We start from the raw sequence: 19781 nt of genomic DNA, 5'->3' as shown, positions 1-19781 counted from the left end.
CCGAGATGGCGGTATTTCTACTGTCGCCGACGTCAGCCGTCCATCCGTAACGTGCGTTCATGGACGCCCGGCTGACAACTCGCCTACTGGCCGACGGGGACGTGGCCGCGCATCGCGCCGCCCTTCAAGAGCTCGAAGCTCTCGCGCGGGAGCACCCCGAGCAGCGACAGCCCATCGCCGACGTCGTGTGCCGCTACCTGCGCGAACCGGCGGGGCCGGCGGCGGCCGGGCAGCAGGCCGTCGCGCTGCTGGCCGTGCTGGCGCGTCAGCATCCTGACGTCGGCGACCGTTCGGCGGACGGTGCGGACGCGTCGAGCTCGGCCTGCGAGACCGGCTGCGAGCACTGCCTCGACCTGGAGCTGGACACCGCGGTGCTGCCGGACGTCGACTTCGGCGGCTGCCGGCTCGGCGACGTCAGCTTCACCGACACCCACTTCCGAGGCGCCTCCGTCTTCGCCCGGACGCGCTTCGCCAACACGGCGCTGTTCCAGCGGTCGGTCTTCGAAGGCGACGCGTCCTTCGCCGGGGCGCGGTTCACCCGCGAAGCCGACTTCGGGCGGACCAGGTTCCGGGCGGACGCCGACTTCTCGCGCGTGCGCTTCCAGAGCATCGCTTGGTTCGGCCGGGGCGAGGAGCTGTTGAACGAGGACGACGACGAGGCGTGCGAGGAGATCGAGAGCCGGCAGCCGCTGGCCTGGGACGAGCTCAACGAGGACGATCCGCGGTGGCCGATGGCCAAGCTGGTCGACGACTACCAGTCGTGGGAAGAGGGCGGCGACGGGACTCGGTTCAACCACGGGGTGTCGTTCGCCGACGCGACGTTCGCGATGGAGGCGTGGTTCTGGAAGGCGCGCTTCGGCAGCGCGGTGTCGTTCCAGCGCTGCGAATTCGGCGGACGCGTGAACCTGATCCAGCCCGCGGTCGACCTCACCGGCGCCCGGCTCACCGCGGACGCCAGAGCACGCGGGCAGGAGTGGCCGGAGGGGCAGGACTGGCCGCTCGGCTGGGCGACGGCATCAGACCTCGAAGACGACGGCGCGGCGCTGGTCGTGCTCGACGAATCGCTGCGGCCGTACCACCGCCACCTCGCCGACCCCGACCCCGAGGTCCGGCTCGCGGGCCTGCACATCCTCGGCGAGCTCGGGGACGCCGACGCCGATCTCAGGGAACGGATAGCCGACACGGTGTGCGCGTACCTGCGCACCCCGCTGGCGTTCGACGTGACCATCGACGTCTTCGACCTCACCCCCGCACAGTTCGCCGAGCTGCGCGCCCGCCGCGCCGCCCAACGCCTGCTCACCGACCGGACACGCCCCGGCACCGGACACCCGCTCTGGGAGGACGTCGACCTCCAACTCTCCGGCGCCACCCTGATCGACTTCGACGCCGGCGGCTGCCGCCTGGCCAGCGGCGACTTCGCCGGCGCGCAGTTCTACGGGACCACGAGCTTCGCGGGCGCGACCTTCGGCGGCGAGAAGCCCAGCTACGGCACCGAGGTCATGTTCGCCCTGGCCTCCGGTGGCCACCAGGGGCGCGCCACGTTCTACGGCCCCGCGGACTTCACCGGCGTCCCGGTCGGCCGCTCCGGCCTCATGCGCTGCCGCTTCCACACCGACGGCGCGGTCCGCGCCTCCGGCACCGACCAGGACCTGATCAGGGTACTGCTGGCGGCGCGGCTCGACGCGGAGCCGGCGCACGTGACCGCCGAGTTTCGCAGGGCACTGCGGTCGGACACGATCGGCCGGAACGTGGAGTACGGCCCGGTGCCGGGGCCGCCGGACGCGCCGTGGGAGGCACGGACCGGGCTGAAGGTCAGCGGAACGGATGTGCTGCTGGCGGATGTGGCGGGGCGACTCGACGGAGCAGACAGCTTTCCAGAGTTGATCGGCGAGCAGTGGGAGGCGGCTACCGGGGCCATCAGAGCTCTGTTAGAGGCGCTGGAGGCGGACTAGCAGCCTCAAGTGCCGTGGGCCGCCAGTCGCCGCCCCACCGACGGCCTCAGAACCACGTCGTCAGAACCACGTCGGCGCGAAAGGCTGCCCCGCCGTCTTGAACATCCGGTCGGCGACCCCCAACGCCCCCGGCGTCTCCTCCGTCACCAGGTTCGCCGCCGCCAGCAGCGACGGCGCGTAGCCGCCCAGCAGCAGCGATCCGAGGCTCTGCACCGGGAGCGACAGGTTCGGGCTCTCCGTCGTGCGCCTCACCGTCGCGCCGTCCGGGCCCGCTTCGAGGGCGTAGACGCCGTCGGCGTAGCCGTCCGTGTCGTGGACGGCCAGGACGAGCTTGGCCTCGTGGCCATACGTACGCGCCGACAGCGCCGCCTCGGCGTCCAGGATGCGCAGCCACAGCGTGTCGTAGCGGTCCGCCTGCCAAGCGGCGCGCGGGTTCGTCATGAACAGACGCCAGGTGTCGTCGTTCGGCTGGAGGTCCACCTCGACGCGGACGATCCAGTCCTGCTCCCAGAGGAACTGCATCAGGCGGGCCCAGATCGCGGGGGTCTCGGCCAGGACCGAGGCGTTGAGCGTCATGTTCTTCGTGAAGCCGACGTTCTGGGGCGCGCGTTCGGCCGAGTAGCTCGCGTAGCCGCGGGCGACGCCGTCTTCGTCGCGGCAGACCGCGAACAACGTGCTCTTGTCGACGGGCTGGCCCTGCGCCTGGAGCAACCCGGCACTGCGGCGCCACCACTGCGGCGACCGCTCGATCGCGCCGGGAGTCGTCGCACGTATCCGGTCGTAGACGGAGGGCATCTCCTCGCACCAGCGCTCGGCGCTCACCAACTCCACGGTGCCGGGCAGCGGCGCCAGCAGGCCGGCCGCACGAGCGTCGATGCGGGTCGTGACCTCCTCGGTCGCGCGGCCGTAGCCGAACCGGCCGTAGATCGGCCACTCCGAGGGGATCAGGATCGAGGCGGCCTCGCCGCGCTCCGCCGACTGCCGCAGGCCGCGCGTCATCAGCTCCTTGAGAATGCCGCGGCGGCGGTGCGTCTGCTGAACCGTGACCGCGGTGACGGCACCCACGCCGAGCGGCGCGCCGCCGGGCACCGTCAGCTCGGTGTGGAACGTCCCGTGCGTGCCGACCACCAGCTCGCCGTCGAACGCGCCGAACACCCGCCCCTGCCCGATCTCCTTCTCCCAAAAGATCCGGCGCAGGCCGTCGCTGCCGCGGTGGTCGAAATGGAAGAAGCCGACGCTGACCGCGTCGGACCACGCGGGGAACTCGGCGTCGGAGACAGTTCTGATCTCGATGGTCATACGGTGATCCTCCCTGGAGACCGTTCCATGATCCACCAGAGACAGCCGCCCCGGCTCGGAATTTAGAACCGAGGCCTGAGCGGTGCGCATGCTGATCACAATGCGGGTACTAATACCGGCGTCACCGCCACAACCCGCCGCCTAGAGTCGAGCATCCTCAACTCCGGAAGGATCACCCATGACCGACGTCGCCCTGGACCTCGCCGAGGGCAGCGCCCTCATCGCGATGGCGCTGGGTCCGGAATCCGGCGTCGTGCGGGTGCAGGGGCGGACGGTGCGGGACGGGCTCGACTACGTCGTGGTGCACAACGACGCCACGACGATGAGCATCCCGCTCGGCGAGGCCGACGCCCTGCTGCGGATGCCGGTGTCCTGGGAGCAGGCCGAGCGGTGGCTGGAGCGGCTGCGCGACACCGAGCCGGCCGACGACGTGCGGGCCTGGACGGAGCGCTTCGCCGAGTACGAGGCCGCGCTGGTGTCGAGCGTGGACGACGAGTTCGTGGAGCTGCTGCGCCGGCTTTACGCGTCGCCGTACGCGTCCTCCCGTGGCGAGCTGCGCCTCATCTGGGCCTTCGAGCGGATGGTCGTCGAGGAGATCGCCCTGGTGCTCGACGTCGACGCCGAAGATCTGGTCGACGAGTTGCACGCGCTGCACAGCACGATCGGGACGTTCGCCCCCTCGGCGCCGCAGCGCCTGGACGGGCCCGTCCGGCGCTGACCCGTCAGCCCTGCTCGGTCTGATCGGCCAGCAACTCCAAGTCCTCCGCGCTCAGCGTCACCGTCTTCACCAGCTCCCGGATCAGGTTCACGCTCAGCGTCGACCCGACCGGCTCCCCCACCTCGTCCCGCATCAGCCCGCGCACACCCCGGCGGTGCAGGCGCTCACGCACCTCCTCGACGGTGTTCGCGACCGTGCGGAAGTTCCAGGCCTTGGTGGTGTACGGCGAGGCGTTGGCCGTCTGCGCCGTGTCCTCCCAGGTCAGCGGGAGCGGGAAGGTCTCCTGGCCCTCCAGGTAGCGCCGGGCCAGCGCGGTGAGGACCAGCCGTTCCTGCGCCGAGAGCTCGTACACCGTCTCCGGATCGACCGTCGGCGCCTTGGTCGTGGAGCGGGGGTGGTGGTCGTCGTCGTCCACCAGGCGAACCTCAACGAGATGGGAGCGCTGCTTCGAGGAGTTGATGACCAGCGGGGTGTATCCGGGTTCGATGACGCGCCGGTGGCCCTTGAGCATCAGCGAGCCGTTGGGCAGCTCGATCGGCAGCTGCCCGGTGTTCGTCAGCCACCAGCCGCCGTCCGGGCCGGTGCAGGTGAACACGCCGTGCCGGCGGCTGACCGTCGGGTCGTCGACGCCGACCGGGACGTGCACGTCCTCCCGGTCGCGCCCGAACAGCAGCGTGTACCTGCGCGCCGGCACCGCGTAGCCGCCTTCGGGGCCGAGCACGAAGATCGTGCCGGGCGGCGCCGACGGGACGCTCTCGGACGGGCTGCCGGGCGGCAGCATACGCGGGGGGAAGTGGGCGTTCGGCATGGTCAGGGTGCCTCCGTTCAGCTGTCCGTCAGTGTATGAGGGTGCGCAGAGGACCGGTCCTTAACGATCACCGCAAATTGCACGGCCCCGGAGTGCTCGATAACCTACCGACCGTGAGTGCACCCAGCGGACGGCGCGCCGATGGATGAAGAAGTCGCCGATCGGCTCGGGCCGGGCGACCCTCGCGAGCTAGGCCAGTTCACCATCATCGGCCTGCTCGGCACAGGTGGCATGGGTGAGGTGTACCTCGGCACCCGCGACGGACGGTACGTCGCCGTCAAGCGCGTCAAGCCGCGGCTGGTCTCCGGCGAACGCTTCAACCGCGAGGTCGCGATCCTGCACCGGGTCCCCTTCGGCGTCGCGCCCTCGCTGCTCGCCAGCGACAACACCGCGCCGGAGCCGTGGTTCGCCACCGAGTACGTGCCGGGCCTCACCGTGGACGACGCGATCCGCTCCTTCGGCCCGCTGACCGCCGGGGAACTGTGGCTGCTGCTGGCCGAGACCGCCGCGCACCTGCAGGTCGTGCACGACGCCGGGATCGTGCACCGCGATCTGAAGCCGGCCAACATCATGCTGGTGCGCGACGGCGTGAAGCTCATCGACTTCGGCATCGCGCTGGCCGACGACCAGTCCCGGCTGACCCGCAGCGGCGCGAGCTCCGGGACGCGCGGGTTCACGGCCCCGGAGCAGGAATCCGGCGATCGGGAGGTCTCGGCGCCGGCCGACGTGTACTCGCTGGCCGCCACACTGACCTACGCGGCCTCGGCGCGGCTGCCCGGCCTCGTCCCGGACATCGGGCCGATCCGGGCGCTGGACGCCGATCTGGCAGCCGTCATCGAGCCCTGTTTCGCCGCCGAGCCCAACGCCCGGCCGACCGCCGCCGACCTGGTCGCCGCCGCTCGGGAGCACGCGGACGTCACGAGCACGTCCTGGCCGTCAGAGGTCATGGAGCGGATAGCCAAGCGGCGGAACTTCGCCGCGACGCCGGTGAGCGTGATCGACACGGTGCTCCCACCTGATCAGGACGTTGACACCGCCGAGCCGGAGGCCGGTCCGACGCAGCCACTGGCCGACACCGAGAAGGCGGCGACGGCGACTCGCCGGCGCTATCTCGTGCCGCTGGCGACGATAGCGACGCTGTGCGCGGTGGTGGCCGGGGTGCTCGCGGTGCTGTCCTCGCATCACAATTCCGGGTCGCATCCGTCTTCGGCGGCGTCGGGGCCCGGCATCGTGCCGGTGGCCGGGGAGCTGTCCTCGTCCCCGGGGCACGCCGGCACCGGCACGAGTACGAGCTCCGGCCGACCGACGACCCCGGGGGCGACGTCCGGGACCAGCACGCAGCCGAGCGGGTCCTCGTCGAACGCGGTCAGCGGGCCGGGTCCGCAGCCCACGTCGGCGGGCGGCTCCACGCCTGGCTCCGCGCCGAAGGGTGGCGCCAGCTCGCCGGGGCGGCCGGTCGGCAGCACCACGGGCGCGAGTAGCGCGCCGAGTTCCGCGCCGCCGCCCAAGTCCGGTCCGACGCCGACCGCGTCGTCGATTCCGGGCATCGACAGCGCCAACGATCCGGCGCGCGTCCCGAACTCCGAGGCGGACACCGCGAAGGTGTTCAACGACGCGCCGTGCTCGGCCTGGCTGGACTCCGACGGCTCCGGCAACCTGGCGGGCGTGGTCAACACGTCACTGGGGCAGTCCTGTGTCGCCGAACTCATCCGCAGCGACGGGATGGCCTACACATTCGGCACGTCACAAGGCGCCGAGAAGACGAACTTCCTCCCCGACCAGGGCTACACGATGGAGATCTGTACCTGGATCGCGAGCCAGAAGAGCGGCGAGGCGTGCTCGCCGCAGTTCGGGATGAGTGGCACGACGCCGGTCCAGAAGTAGGAGTCCGGTCAGCTCTGGTCATTCACCTCGGCGGCGACCAGGGCGTCGACGTCCGTCTGGGTCTCGGTCCGCGCCTGGAACTCAAGGCCCACGTTGAAGGTCAGGTCAGCACCGCCCCCGAGCGACTGGACCACCGCCGCCGCATCCGGGTCCTGACATGAGAGGTTCTTCGGGCGATCCACCGAAAGCTTGACGGTCATCTCGCACTGGCCGGCCGGTTGTCTGCCGACGGTGACCCTGGCCGTCACGTCGACGACGACGGCGTCGGTCGGGGCCGAGGCTACGACGCTGTTCACGGATACGGTGCATGTACTGTCCGAGCAGTATAGTTGCGGATCTTCGCCATATTGGAAGACGACCCCGAGGTCGAGCGCGTCGGTGAGCGTCTTGGTCTGGTCGATCAGGCCGGCGAAGAAGGCCGTCGCAGTGGTCTGCGCTACGGCGTCGATCTCCGTGGGCTGCCCGGGCTGCGCTGTCGGCGGGACCAGGCGGAGCACGCGGTAGGGCTGCGTCGTCGAGATGTAGAGCACGCCTGCGGAGGTGGTCACCGGCGTCGCCGGATCGCCCTGCGGGCTCTGTGTGCTCTGTGTACTCGGTGTGCTCTGTGTGCTCTGTATGGCCGACGGCGGGAAGCCAGTGTCCTGAGACGTCAGCGCGGACTGCAGCGAGGCCGCCAGGTTCCCCGCTGAAGCCAGACCGGACGGCAGCAGCGTTTCCAGGGCGCTGTCGCCGGTGACCCACTTCCCCCGCACTGAGGCCGCCGGCATGCCCGATGGCAGCGTCCCCAGCAGGCGGACCGACGCCGAGTCGACGGCCTTGAAGTAGGTCCGGCCGCCGACCTTCAGGACGCCGAGCTCCCCGCCGCCGAGATCGATGGCGCCCTGCGCCTCGCCGCTGGACGTGACCGTCAGCTGCCAGGAGGCGCCGTCGGGCGCGAGTCCGGTGTAGTGCAGCAGAGGCTGCGCGGACAGGTTCGCGAGTGCTTGGGTGACCGGGGATTGGTCAGTGCCCTGCGAGGGCTGGACGGTGCTCGCGCTCGGCGACGGCGGGGCGGCGGGGATCTGTGGTGAGCGCGATACCGACGGTTTGCTCGGCGGGCTGGTCGATGCCTGCGCGCGGACTTGTGTTTCCGGCCGTAGCGCCATGGCGGTCGCGGCGACTGCCAGAACCACGACCACGGCTCCCGCCCCCACAGCGACCAGGCGCCGCCGGGTAAACGGCCGGCCGATGGTCCGGTGCGATCCGACCGGACCTGCCGACGGCCCGGAACCGGCTCGAATCCCATAGCCCGCGTTGCCTCCGGCACCAGGCCAGGCACCGGCGCCCGGCAAGCTCGCGGCCCCTGCCCCGCGACCGTTCGCCGGGGCGACCGGCTTGACGCCCCACGGCGTCCGGGGCGCTGCCGTCACCGGCTGCGATCGCGCCATCGTGCCCTGATTCGCGGCTGCGAGCCCGATCGCCGTCAGCCGCTTCGGCTTGCCCTCGGCCCCGATCGGCGGCGGAGCGCCCAACTGCGGCGGCACGGCGCGCGGCGTCCGTTCCCAGATCGGCAGATCCGGGCGCGGGGCCTCGGGTTCCGTCCTAGAGCGTAGGCCGTCCATCGCACCTCCCAGTCGGCAGCGCATTCGAACTCTGATGGCCGTCAGGCTAGGCGGCCGTGCTCAGGACCGGTCCTCCGCGCGCTTGCCTAGCCTGCTGCGCAGCGCTGGTAACCGCGAATGGGAGGCGATCGGGATGTCCGAGGCAAGAGGTGTGCTGCTGCCGGCTTACGTGCTGGTCGACGAGTCGGCGTCGATGGGGCCCTATGTGGACGACCTGTCCGCCGGGCTGGTCTCGCTGTGCGAGGAACTGCGGGCCGCGCCGATGCTGGCCGCGAAGCTGCGGCTGGCGGTGCTGGGGTTCTCGGACGACGTCCGGGTGCACCTGGCGGTGGCCGACATGCGGGTGGAGACGAACCTGCCGCGGGTGACGGTGCGCGGCAGCACCAACTACGGCGCGGCGTTCTCCGACCTGGCCGGACGCATCCCCACCGACGTGCGCTTCCTGCGCGACGAGGGCTACAAGGTGCACCGTCCGGTGGTGTTCTTCCTCAGCGACGGCCAGCCCACCGACTTCGGCTGGAAGCGGGCACTGGCCAAGCTCACCGACCGGCAGAAGATGCCGGCCGCGCCGAACATCATCGCCTGCGGCATGGGGTCGGCCGAGCGCAGGACCATCGCCGAGGTGGCGTCCCGGCCGGAGTTCGGATTCATCGCCGAGCGCGGCGCCGACCTCGGCAAGGCGATCTCAGAGTTCTTCCACGCACTGACCGCGAGCCTGATCGCGTCCAGCCAGGCGCTGAACTCGGACAACCCGCAGCTGGTGGTCACCAAGCCCGAGGGGTTCTCCATCGTGCTGGACGAGGTCGGGCCGTGATGTCGAACCCGGCCGGAACGGCTGTACCGGACGACACCGCGCCGTGGCCCCGGATCACGGTCGACATCGCCGGGCCCGAATTCGAGCCGCGGCCGCCCGAGCAGTTCGCGTTCGACTTCCCGGACACCGAGTGCGACGGATGGTCGACCCCTGATTTCACCGTCCGCTCCGCCTCGGTACGCGGGGCCAGCCACCGCTACTCGCGCAAGCCGCGCCAGGACGCGGCGCGGATCGCCGTGCACGAGGAGTCGGGGGCCGTGGTGTTCGCCGTCGCCGACGGGGTCTCCGGCGCGACCGACTCGCAGCTCGGCGCGCTGGAGGCGTGCCGGGCCGCGATGGAGCGGATGCTGTATCTGCTGTCCCAGGACACCGGCGGCACGCAGGGCGGTGAGCTGGACTTCGACAGCGTCGCGCACCACGCCGCCGAGCGGCTGCGTCAGCTCTCTGCGTGGCGGTTGGGCAGCAGCGATCCGCAGAGCTCGGCCGTGGCCGCCGGCTGGTACGCCACCACGCTGGTCGCCGGGATCGTGCTGCAGGAGCCGACCGGGCCGCGGGTGCGGGTCTGCCGGATCGGGGACTCCGGCGCCTGGCTGCTGGACCGCGCGACGGGTTCCTACCACGCGCTGTTCGGGACGAAGACGGGCTCTGACACCGACCTGGTGTCCAACACGGTGCGGCCGCTGCCGCACGTCCCCGATCCGGTCGAGCAGAACACCGAGCACCTGACCACCGGCGAGGTGCTGCTCATCGGCACCGACGGCTTCGGGGACCCGCTCGGCGACGGGGACGGCCTGGTCGGCGCGCTGTTCGCGCGGCATCTCGCGGTGCCGCCGTCGCCGCTGCGGATGGCGCACGTCCTGGACTTCTCGCGCGAGACCTTCGACGACGACCGGACGCTGGTCGCGGTCTGGCCGCGCTCACCGGGAGGCGCGCCGTGACCTCGGGGACCCGCACCGTGGAGCACGCCGATCTCCAGCTCGGCGACCGGCTCGGGCGCGGCGGCCAGGGCACGGTCTACCCGGTCGCCAACCGGAAGATCAACGAGGCGGTGAACGGCGGCTGGGAGGTCGTCTACAAGGAGTACAACGCCGCCACGCTGGCCCTGCTCGACGCCGACGCGCTGCGCGGGATGGTGGATCTGCTCGGCGACCTGGACGCCGACGACGCACGCTGGCTGTGCGACAAGACCGCGTGGCCGGTCGCGGTGGTCGAGCAGGCGGGGCAGGTGCGCGGGTTCCTGATGCGCGCGGTGCCCGACCGGTTCCGGTTCAGCATGCGGAGCCTGGCGGGGACGACGTCGTCGAAGACGGTGCTGACGAACCTGGAGTTCCTGCTCAACGACGAGGCCTACATCGCCGGGATCGGGCTGGCCGTCAGCCCGCGCGACCGGCTCGACCTGCTGGCCGACCTGGCCGCGACGCTGGACCGGCTGCACCGGATGGGGATCGCAGTCGGCGACATGTCGCCGCGGAACCTGTTGTTCCGCGCCGGGAAGGACGCCGGCTTTTTCCTCATCGACTGCGACGCCATGCGCCTGCACGGTGTCAGTGCCCTGCCACAGGTCGAGACGCCCGACTGGCAGGCACCGGCCGGCGAGGAGAAGGCGACCGGTGCGACGGACGTGTACAAGTTCGGGCTGGTGGCCGTCCGGGTCGCGGCCGGAGACCAGGCCACGACCGATCCGGCTCGGCTCGCGGCGATGGGCGGCGGGCTCGGGGACTTGGCGCGGTCGAGCTTGGACGCGGACGCGAGTCAGCGGCCTGCGACGGCGGGGCAGTGGATCGGGGAGTTGAAGGCTGCGGCACGGACAGCTCAGGTTGTCGCGCCGACGCCGACGACGCCGACGCCAGCAGCGCCGACAGCGGGGGCAGGCGCGGGGGCTGGGGCGCCGGGCACCCCGCCGGTCTACAAGGCTCGCAAGCCGGTCGGGAAGTCGATCGCGCGGTTCGGTGGGCTGGTGACCGCGGCGGCGGTCGTGCTGGCGATCGCGCTGAGCAACAACCACGGCTCCAGTGCTGCCGTCACGAACGGAAGTTCTGGGTCGGGGGGCGGGTACACGTCGACCAGTTCCGGCGGCGACGCTTCAGGTGGATCCGGGGCCGACGGTTCAAGCGTGACCGGCGGCACCACAGGCTACGTCCCACCACCGGTAACGACGACGTCGGACGACACCGGCGGCGTCACCGGCGGCGTCACCGGCTCGGGCACCACCGGCGCCTACACGCCGCAGCCGCCGCCTCCCCCGCCGGACCTCATCAAGACCCTGCAGATCGGCGACTGCGTCTACAACAGCAACCCGTCCACGGCGTCGAGCGCGAAGCTGTCCGCGGCCGCCTGCGTCCCGGGATCCTTCAAGATCGTCGGCGCCTACGACAACACGACGAACATGAGCTCCTGCGACGGCGCCGGCCAGGTCTCGCAAACCGTGTCCTCACCGACCGACAACCGCGTGGTCTGCCTGAGCTACCAGTCGAACGGCACCGCGTACTGGGCCACGCCGGGCCAATGCGTCTACGGCCTGAACGGCGCCGGCAACTCCTGGAACGCAGAGGCCTGCCAGACCGGCAACTTCAAGGTCGTGGCCCGCTACCCGCAGACCACCGACAAGAGCCGCTGCCCGGCCTGGCCGCAAAGCAACGAGAGCTACAGCTACCCCAACAGCGACTCAGGCCTGGCCGTCCTGCTCTGCCTGCAAATGAACTACCCCGACGCGCTCGGCAACGCCCAACAGAACGAGTGCCTGGTGAAGAACGGCAACACCTTCACCAACGTCGACTCCTGCCCGAGCTCCAACGTGGTGGTCTCCGGACGCACCAGCACCTACGACGACCCGGCCTTCTGCGGCCACGACGGCTCGTCGTGGTGGCGCCCCTCCGAGTTCCCGGACCTGGGCTACACGGTCTGCTGGCGCTGGAAGCAGTGAGCCGGAGCAGAGAGTGCTTTACGGCTTCCGAGCCAGCACCCCGATGAACGGCACTATCGGCTTGTCGGTGTCGTCCAACTCCGGGAGCCACACGCGGATGTCCGACACGCCCGGGGGCTGGACCTCCAGACCGGTCAGCCAGGGGGTGATCTGCTCCGCGGTGCGCGGGACGACGGGGACGCCGGTGCGCTTGGCGTAGTCGCGGGCCGCGTCCTTTTGGGCCTGGGGTGCGGCGTCGTCGGGGGCGCCGTGGGAGATGGTCAGGTAGCTGCCGGGGGCGCAGGGGTGCATGAAGGCACGGATGATCTGGTCGGGGCCGGTGGTGGCGGCGGTGGCGGGGCCGGTGTCGGGGATGAAGTGCAGGACGGAGAACAGCAGGATCGCGACCGGCTCGGTCCAGTCGATGGAGTCGCGGACCAGCGGGTGGTTGAGGACCACGTCGGGGTCGCGGAGGTCGGCCAGGGCCGCGTGGGCGGTGGGGTTGTCGGCGAGCAGGGCTCGGGCGTGGGCGATGGCGACCGGGTCGATGTCGATGTAGACGACGGTCGCGTCCGGATCGACGGCCTGCGCCACTTCGTGGACGTTGCCGACGGTGGGGACGCCGGAGCCGAGGTCGAGGAACTGCTTGATGCCGCGCTCGGCGACCAGGTTCTCCACGACGTGCCGCAGGAACACGCGGTTCGCCTGCGCGGAGGCCGGCAGGGAGGGCATCGATCCGGCGGCCCGGCGCCCGGCTTCGCGGTCGGCTTCGAAGTTCTGCGAGCCGCCCAGCCAGAAGTCGTAGATGCGCGCCGGGCTCGGGCGGGTGGGGTCGACTTCGGGCAGGCTCAGCGCCAACTCGGCCGCGTCGATCGAGTCCATGACAGATGATTGTGGCATTCGGGACGCCGCCGCGCGCGGTGGCCCGAATGCCGCAAGTCACGCAGCCGGGATCAGCCGAAGAAGTTGTACGCCCGGCTTATCCATGGTGTGTCCCCGAGGGCAACGCGGGGACACACCTGGTTCTCGCGGGCGCGTCTCGGTGGACTACGCCGCGCAGATCCGTTCCACGAACTCGGCGAGCTGCTGCTCGCTGAGGTGCGCGGCCAGGTCCGCCTCGCTGATCATGCCGACCAGCCGTTTGTTCTCCACCACCGGCATCCGCCGGATGCGGCGGCTCTCCATCTCGTGCAGCACCTCGCTGACGTCGGCACCGGAGTCGACCCAGCGCGGCGTGCCCTCGCAGAGCTCGGCGCAGCGGACCCGCGCCGGGTCGTGGCCGAGCGCCACGCACTTCACGACGATGTCGCGATCGGTGATGATGCCGCACAGCCGCTCGTTCTGATCGCTGACCGGCAGCGCGCCGACGTCGAGCTCCCGCATGAGCTGCGCGGCGCGGTCCAGGGTCTCCTCGCGGTAGATCCACTGGGCACCGGGATGCATGATGTCCTTGGCAGTGGCCATGATCGCCTCCCAGGACTAGGCCCCGTTGGGGACTGCCACTTCTATCGTGGGCACCTTGGGGCCGGGGCGCCACCGGAGAGGCGAGGCGCCGCGCGCTTGGCCCGCCCTGAACGCCCGCCGCGATCAGCGGTCCGGGAACAGGTCCCGCACGAACGCGTTGCGGAACTTCCGCTCGGGATCGCGCCGTTCCAGCAGCGCGCGGAAGTCGCCGGCCTTGTCGTAGGTGGCGAGCGCCGCCTTCGGTCCGCTCAGGAACACCTTGCCCCAGTGCGGGCGCGCGCCGAGGGGCAGCAGTTCGCGTTCGACCGCCGCGAGGGCTGGATCCACGGCGGCGCGGTCGGCGATCCAGGTGAAGTGGATCGTGACGCTGTCGCGGTGGTACGCCGGGCTGAGCCAGAGGTCGTCGGCGGCCACGGTGCGGACCTCGGAGATCTGCACCACCGGGGCGATGAGCGGGCCGAGTTCGCGGACCGCGCTGAGGGCCTCGGCGGCCTGCGGTCGGGGGATGAAGAACTCTGATTGCAGCTCGGCGCCGCTGCTCGGGGTGAAGCCGGGGCGGAAGTGTGGGAGGCGCTCGTGCCAGGGTCCTGGTACGCCGAGCTGTTCGGTGCAGTTTTCGGCGGACATGCCGGGGATCGGGTGCGCGGCGTGCGTGGCGGGGTGGCCGCCGAGCCAGTCGGCGGCGGGCCGTGACGCCTGCGCCTGTTCCGCGCGCAGCTTCAGCCAGACAGCGGCGTCGCCGCGCCAGTCGGTGAAGGCGCTGACGCTGTAGCCGGCCGAGAACACCTCCTCGAACCGGCCGATCAGCTCCGACAGCGCCACGCCTTCGTGGACGAACTGCGCGACGTCGAACGTGGGCACCACGTCGACCGTCAGCTGCGTGACGGCCCCGACCGCACCGAGCCCGACCACCGCGCCGTCGAAGTCCGGCGACTCGCCGCGCTTCAGCTCGACGACGTCGCCGCCCGGCCCCACGAACCGCATCCCGCGCACGAGCGCCGCAAGGCCCTGATTCCCGTCGCCGGACCCGTGTGTCCCGGTCGCGCAGGCTCCGGCGAGCGAGATGTGCGGCAGGGACGGCAGAGCGGTCAGCGCGTAGCCGGCGGCGTGCAGCCGCGAGGCCAGGTCCGCGAGGCGCATGCCGGCCGAGACGGTCGCCGTGCCCGCGTCCGGATCGATCTGTACCTGCGGCTCCAGACGGTCGAGCACGACCAGGTCCCCGTCGGTGTCGGCGATCCGGTTGAACGAGTGACCGGTGCCGAGCACGCGCACCGAGCGCGCGCCGGCGACGATCCGCTGGAGCTCGTCGAGCGAGGCCGGATGGTGGGTCCGCGCGGGACTGAACACGACGTTGCCGGCCCAGTTATGAGTCCGCTCGTTCTGTTCGCTCATCGCTCGGAGTCTCCCGGCGCTCTCGGCGATCTCGGTGTCATCGCCTCAGGCGGTCCAGCGTAACGTTCGCCGCCGCGAGGGGCAGTCAGGCGGTCAACCGGTCTCAGACGGCGAGGTTCGCCGTGTAGAACTCGGCGAGCTTGGCGACCGCCGGGGTGACGTACTCGTCCTTGTCGTACAGGTCGACGTGCGACGCGCCGTCGATCCAGTGCAGTTCCTTCGGGCTGCCGGCGTTCTGGAAGGCCTGGACGCCCATCCAGGAGGTCACAGCGTTCCGGCCGACGATCAGCAGCAGCGGTCGCGGGGCGATCAGGCTGACCGCCGCGAAGGCGTCGAAGGTGGCGATGCGGTCGACGCTGGACCAGGTCAGGGTCTTCGCCGAGCGCGGGTGCTCGGCGCGCGGGGTGGCGTAGTACTCCCAGCCCTCGAAGACGTGCCGACCGCCGAGAGCGGCTTCCTCGGCGGTGGCCGGGAAGAGGCCGAAGCTCTGGACGCCTTCGCCGCGCGCCTCCGCGGTGCGGGCCGCCGCTGCGGCGTCGAGCATGCCCTGGAACACCGCCGGGTCCTGGGTGCCGTCGGCGCCGACCTTGAACTGCCGGGCGATGTCGACGCCGCTGACGGTCGCGACGGCGCGGACGCGGTGGTCGGTCGCGGCGGCGGCCAGGCTGTAGCCGCCGGAGGCGCAGATGCCCAGGACGCCGATGCGGTTCGGGTCCACTTCCGGGCGCGTCGTCAGGAACGACACGGCGGACTTCAGGTCCTCGATCCGCTGCGCCGGGTCCTCCAGGCCGCGCGGCTCGCCTTCGCTCTCGCCCTGGTAGGCGGCGTCGAAGGCCAGGGCGGTGAAGCCGGCCTCGGCGAGGCGTGCGGCGTACAGGCCGGCGGCCTGCTCCTTCACGCCGGTGCCGGGGTGGCCGACGACGACTGCGGGGCCCGGGGTGGTGTCGGTGTTCGGGAGGTAGTCCGGGAGGTAGAGGTGGCCCGCGATCTTCAGGCCGTTGCTGGTGAACGTGACGTCGGTCCTCATCGGTACCGCTCCCATCATGGTGAGTGCGGGGCTCCCGTTCGGTCACCCCGGCGGCTTTCGGAGTCCTTCGGCCGCATCACCAACTTTTGCCGTGCCGGAAGGGAGCAACCAGGGACGGTCTCGCCTATGCAAGCCAGTACCAGGCACGGTGACCGAAACGCATGGAGACTAGGGGCATGGCCTCAGCACAACACGCTCACAGCGACACCGGACTCGGCGACTTCCTGCGCTCGCGGCGGGCCGCCGTCGATCCGATCGAGGCCGGGATGCCCGACGACGGCCGCCTGCGGCGCGTGCCGGGGCTGCGGCGTGAGGAGCTGGCGATGCTGGCGCACGTGAGCGTCGACTACATCGTGCGGCTGGAGCAGGGGCGCACGACGCGGGTCTCGCGCACGGTGCTCGACGCGCTCGCCGACGCGCTGAAGCTGGCGCCGGACGAGCGGGAGTACCTGTTCACGGTTGCCGACGTCACGCAGAGCGCCCCGACCCGGCGGCCGAGCCAGTCCGAGCCGGCTCCGCGGTTGCGGCGGCTGCTGGACACGATGACGGACGTCCCGGCGATCGTGGTCAACCACCGGTTCGACGTGCTGGCGTGGAACCGCGGCGGGGCGGGGCTGCTGGCCGACTTCAGCGCGCTGCCGCCGGGGCACCGGAATCTGATCCGGCTGACGTTCCTCGACGAGGCGTTCCGGGCGCTGTACGGGGACTGGGAGCGTGCGGCGAAGGACTGCGTGGCGACGTTGCGGATGGAGGCCGGGCGGCGGCCCGACGATCCGGCGCTGAACGCGTTGGTCGGGGAGTTGAGCGTGCGCGATCAGGACTTCCGGACGTGGTGGGCCACGCATCAGGTGCGCGGGCCGAGCCAGCTGGTGAAGATGTACCACCATCCGATCGCGGGGGCGATGGAGCTGGATGTGCAGCAGTTCTCGGTGGACACGCATCCGGACCAGAAGCTGATCGCCTTCACCGCGGAGCCCGGGTCGGAATCCGAGAAGGCGCTGCACTTCTTGCTCCACTGGTCCGATGGGCATGTGACAGCAGATCGTCTGTAGTCAGTCCTGTCTGTAGTCCTGTCTGTACTCCTCGGCACCGCGCACGCATCGGCGCTGGTAGTGGACGGATGGTTCACTCCCACAGATCTGTTCGCTACTCTCCACCCAGACGGCGCCGCGCGAGTTCTCGTCAGCGGTGGCCGCACACACCGGGTGACCGGGGAGAGGAACGCACTCGGGGATGAAACGGCTCGGGGGCTGGGTGTCGGCGGAAGTCCGTCCGTGATCGCCGCACTCATCCTGGGTTCCTACGCTCTGCTCCTGGCACTGCTGGGCCCGCGGCTCCTGACCCGGGCCTGGCCCTCGGAGCGGCTGCCGCGGCTGTCGGTGGTGATGCTGCAGGTGATGACCTGCTCGTTCCTGACGGCGGCGGCGACGGCGGGGCTGGCGCTCGGACTGACGCTGGTCGACACGCTGTCGCGGGTGGATCCGCAGATCGACCGCTGCGCGGACCAGCTGCCGATCAACGACGACTCCCCGGTCGGGCCGTTCCTGGGCTGGTTCGGCCTGGTCGCGGCGGCGGCTCTGCTGCTGCGGGTCGGGTTCTGCATGACCGCCACCTTCTTCTCCGCGTGGCGGACCCGGCGCAAGCACATCGCGATACTGCGGATCCTGGCCCGGGCCGACGACGAGCTCGGGGTGCTGGTGCTGGAGCACGACGAGCCGGGCTGCTACTGCCTGCCGGGGCGGCCCGGCACGATCGTGATCACCAGCAGCGCGTTGACCCGGCTCTCGCCGCCCCAGCTCGGCGCGGTGCTGGCGCACGAGCGGGCGCACCTGACCGGCCGGCACCACTTCGCCGTCGCCTTCGCGCACGCGATCCACCGCACCGCGCCGCGGATCCGACTGCTGGCGCTGGTCGAGCAAGAGACGCGGCGCCTGGTGGAGTTCATCGCCGACGACGCCGCGGTGCGGCGCAGCGGGGCCGCGGCCCTGGTCTCCGCCCTCGCCGTGCTCAGCGGCGGCAACGCCCCGGGCTTCGCGCTCGGCATCGGGATCGACCGGCGCCCGGCGGCCTCGTCGCGGGTGACCCGGCTGAGCCCGCACCGCAAGGTCGGCCGGCGCGGACTGGCCTTGGGAGCGCTGGGATCCGCGCTGCTGATCATCATCCCGCTGGTGCTCGCTCTGGTGTCGGTCGCGACCGTGATCCACGGGTGCCCGCCGGACAAGGACGGGGACGCGTCGTCGACGTCGGCGGCGGTCGAGACGCCGTTTTCCCGGACTTCGCCGTAAGGCGTTTGTAGGGACATCAGTCGGGTAACCGGTGGCGTCGACTATGCGCTCGGGCCCGCTACTACTAATCCGCGTAGGAAAAAACAGAGGCCTTACACGTACGGCAGGTTCACATCATTCCTGCCCATGACGTGGTGAAAGGCGATCCCATCTGCGGATATCCAGGGTTCTGCAAGGGTTTTCCCTATACGAGCTTTTACTAAAGCTTTGCCGCTGTCGCCCTTTATACGCATCGCTACTGTCGGCGATAGTACTAGCACTGATCAAGGTGTTGCGAGCCGTGATCCGGCTCAGCCCTGCCTTGATCCGCACCGCCACCTCTCTCCCCCCCCCACGATAAGGAGCAAGAGTGTTCCACCTCTCTCGGACGAAGCGGGGCCGCGCCGTGCCGCGTGCCGCCGCCGCCCTGCTGGGCGTCGCCGGCCTGATAACCATGGGCGCCGCTGTCGCCCAGGCGGCTCCGGCGTCCTCCTCGGCGTCCACCTCCGCGGCTTCGGGACCGACCACGGTCCACAGCTGCAGCCAGGCCGTCGCCCCCGGTTACGCCACGTGCTTCGCCCTGAAGCGCACCGACAAGAAGGCGCACACCATGGCGGCGAACACCACGCCGTCCGGCTACGGCCCCAGCGACCTGGTCAGCGCCTACAACCTGCCGGCCAACGGCGGGTCGGGCCAGACGGTCGCGATCGTCGACGCCCAGGACGACCCGAACGCGGAGTCGGACCTGGCGACGTACCGCTCCACCTACGGCCTGCCGGAGTGCAGCACCGCCAACGGCTGCTTCTCCAAGATCGCGCAGGACGGCAGCACCAACTACCCCACCGCCGACACCGGCTGGGCCGGCGAGATCTCGCTGGACCTGGACATGGTCTCGGCGACCTGCCCGGGCTGCCACATCCTGCTGGTCGAGGCCAACTCGGCGAGCATGTCGGACCTGGGCACCGCGGTGAACCAGGCCGTCAGCCAGGGCGCGAAGTACGTCTCGAACAGCTACGGCGGCAACGAGGACGGCTCCGAGGCGCAGTCGGACGCGAGCTACTTCAACCACCCCGGCGTGGCCATCACCGCCTCCTCCGGTGACGGCGCCTACGCCGCCGGCACCGAGTACCCGGCCTCCTCCCCGTACGTCACCGCGGTCGGCGGCACCTCGCTGACCAAGGACTCCTCCAGCCGCGGCTGGTCGGAGTCGGTGTGGGAGACCAGCAGCAGCGAGGGCGCGGGCTCGGGCTGCTCGCAGGACGAGACCAAGCCGACCTGGCAGACCGACTCCGGCTGCAGCAACCGCATGGTGGCCGACGTCGCCGCGGTCGCCGACCCGGCCACGGGCGTCGCGGTCTACCAGACCTACGGCGGCAACGGCTGGGCCGTGTACGGCGGCACCTCGGCGTCCTCGCCGATCATCGCCTCGGTCTACGCGCTGGCCGGCACCCCGGGCGCGAACGACGTCCCGGCGTCGTACCCGTACGCCCACACCTCGAACCTGAACGACGTGACCACCGGTAGCAACGGCACCTGCTCGCCGAGCTACTTCTGCACCGCGGGCGCCGGCTACGACGGCCCCACCGGTCTGGGCACGCCCAACGGGCTGGCGGCTTTCACCGCGGGTGGCTGAGGACGTGCCGGTCGACAGCCGGC

16 protein-coding genes are annotated in these 19781 nt (G+C 71.0%); 9 read left to right on the top strand and 7 right to left on the bottom strand.

Translation table 11 applies throughout. The features are described 5' to 3' along the window. The first annotated feature begins 59 nt into the window (after positions 1-59). Positions 60-1952: a pentapeptide repeat-containing protein gene (locus tag ABH935_RS41885; RefSeq protein WP_370383553.1), complete on the top strand. Its 1893-nt coding sequence runs from the start codon at positions 60-62 to the stop codon at positions 1950-1952. Between the two features lie 60 nt (positions 1953-2012). On the opposite strand, the gene ABH935_RS41880 is transcribed toward ABH935_RS41885, so the two are convergent. Continuing rightward, positions 2013-3251 (bottom strand): GNAT family N-acetyltransferase, encoded by a 1239-nt coding sequence (locus ABH935_RS41880; protein ID WP_370383552.1) that lies wholly within the window; start codon positions 3249-3251, stop codon positions 2013-2015. Between the two features lie 178 nt (positions 3252-3429). Between ABH935_RS41880 and ABH935_RS41875 the strand changes: the two genes are divergently transcribed. Next, the gene (locus tag ABH935_RS41875; RefSeq protein WP_370383551.1) at positions 3430-3969 is read left to right on the top strand and encodes a hypothetical protein; all 540 of its coding nucleotides are present in this window, start codon (positions 3430-3432) and stop codon (positions 3967-3969) included. Between the two features lie 4 nt (positions 3970-3973). On the opposite strand, the gene ABH935_RS41870 is transcribed toward ABH935_RS41875, so the two are convergent. Then, positions 3974-4777 (bottom strand): FHA domain-containing protein, encoded by an 804-nt coding sequence (locus ABH935_RS41870; protein ID WP_370354109.1) that lies wholly within the window; start codon positions 4775-4777, stop codon positions 3974-3976. Positions 4778-4918: 141 nt separating this feature from the next. Between ABH935_RS41870 and ABH935_RS41865 the strand changes: the two genes are divergently transcribed. After that, positions 4919-6661 (top strand): serine/threonine protein kinase, encoded by a 1743-nt coding sequence (locus ABH935_RS41865; protein ID WP_370383550.1) that lies wholly within the window; start codon positions 4919-4921, stop codon positions 6659-6661. 8 nt (positions 6662-6669) lie between these two features. Here ABH935_RS41865 and ABH935_RS41860 read toward each other — a convergent pair whose 3' ends face one another. Then, positions 6670-8262, bottom strand: a complete 1593-nt coding sequence (locus tag ABH935_RS41860; protein ID WP_370383549.1) for a hypothetical protein — start codon at positions 8260-8262, stop codon at positions 6670-6672. Positions 8263-8395: 133 nt separating this feature from the next. On the opposite strand from ABH935_RS41860, the gene ABH935_RS41855 reads away from it, so the two are divergent. From ABH935_RS41855 to ABH935_RS41845, 3 genes are read left to right on the top strand one after another with little or no spacing between them, the layout of a single operon-like run. After that, positions 8396-9076, top strand: a complete 681-nt coding sequence (locus ABH935_RS41855; RefSeq protein WP_370383548.1) for a VWA domain-containing protein — start codon at positions 8396-8398, stop codon at positions 9074-9076. After that, complete coding sequence (locus tag ABH935_RS41850; protein WP_370383547.1) at positions 9076-10014, top strand: protein phosphatase 2C domain-containing protein; 939 nt, start codon at positions 9076-9078, stop codon at positions 10012-10014. The genes ABH935_RS41855 and ABH935_RS41850 overlap by 1 nt, the downstream gene beginning before the upstream one ends. Further along, positions 10011-11999: a hypothetical protein gene (locus ABH935_RS41845; protein ID WP_370383546.1), complete on the top strand. Its 1989-nt coding sequence runs from the start codon at positions 10011-10013 to the stop codon at positions 11997-11999. Before ABH935_RS41850 ends, ABH935_RS41845 begins: the two co-directional genes overlap by 4 nt. An 18-nt stretch (positions 12000-12017) precedes the next feature. On the opposite strand, the gene ABH935_RS41840 is transcribed toward ABH935_RS41845, so the two are convergent. The 4 genes from ABH935_RS41840 to ABH935_RS41825 all read right to left on the bottom strand — a co-directional run bounded on the left by ABH935_RS41840 (position 12018) and on the right by ABH935_RS41825 (position 15861). Continuing rightward, complete coding sequence (locus ABH935_RS41840; protein ID WP_370383545.1) at positions 12018-12860, bottom strand: SAM-dependent methyltransferase; 843 nt, start codon at positions 12858-12860, stop codon at positions 12018-12020. A 165-nt stretch (positions 12861-13025) separates the two neighbouring features. Then, the gene (locus ABH935_RS41835; RefSeq protein WP_370383544.1) at positions 13026-13442 is read right to left on the bottom strand and encodes a CBS domain-containing protein; all 417 of its coding nucleotides are present in this window, start codon (positions 13440-13442) and stop codon (positions 13026-13028) included. A 123-nt stretch (positions 13443-13565) separates the two neighbouring features. Further along, positions 13566-14834 carry an FAD-binding protein gene (locus ABH935_RS41830; RefSeq protein ID WP_370383543.1) on the bottom strand — a complete coding sequence of 423 codons (1269 nt, stop codon included), beginning with the start codon at positions 14832-14834 and terminating at the stop codon, positions 13566-13568. A gap of 103 nt (positions 14835-14937) precedes the next feature. Continuing rightward, entirely contained in the window at positions 14938-15861 is a 924-nt protein-coding gene (locus tag ABH935_RS41825; protein ID WP_370383542.1) for an alpha/beta hydrolase, read from the bottom strand. 176 nt (positions 15862-16037) lie between these two features. Between ABH935_RS41825 and ABH935_RS41820 the strand changes: the two genes are divergently transcribed. The 3 genes from ABH935_RS41820 (at position 16038) to ABH935_RS41810 (ending at position 19758) form a co-directional block, all read left to right on the top strand. Beyond that, entirely contained in the window at positions 16038-16913 is an 876-nt protein-coding gene (locus ABH935_RS41820) for a helix-turn-helix transcriptional regulator (RefSeq protein ID WP_370383541.1), read from the top strand. A gap of 222 nt (positions 16914-17135) precedes the next feature. After that, on the top strand, positions 17136-18146 hold the full coding sequence (locus tag ABH935_RS41815) for a M56 family metallopeptidase (protein ID WP_370383540.1): 1011 nt from the start codon (positions 17136-17138) through the stop codon (positions 18144-18146). 349 nt (positions 18147-18495) lie between these two features. Further along, positions 18496-19758, top strand: a complete 1263-nt coding sequence (locus ABH935_RS41810) for a peptidase S8 (RefSeq protein WP_370383539.1) — start codon at positions 18496-18498, stop codon at positions 19756-19758. The last annotated feature ends 23 nt before the right edge of the window (positions 19759-19781 follow it).

The organism is Catenulispora sp. GAS73 (assembly GCF_041262085.1).
Classification (GTDB): Bacteria; Actinomycetota; Actinomycetes; order Streptomycetales; family Catenulisporaceae; genus Catenulispora.
The sequence above is the reverse complement of the archived record's forward strand: the minus strand, read 5'-3'. Positions and strand labels throughout refer to the sequence as shown.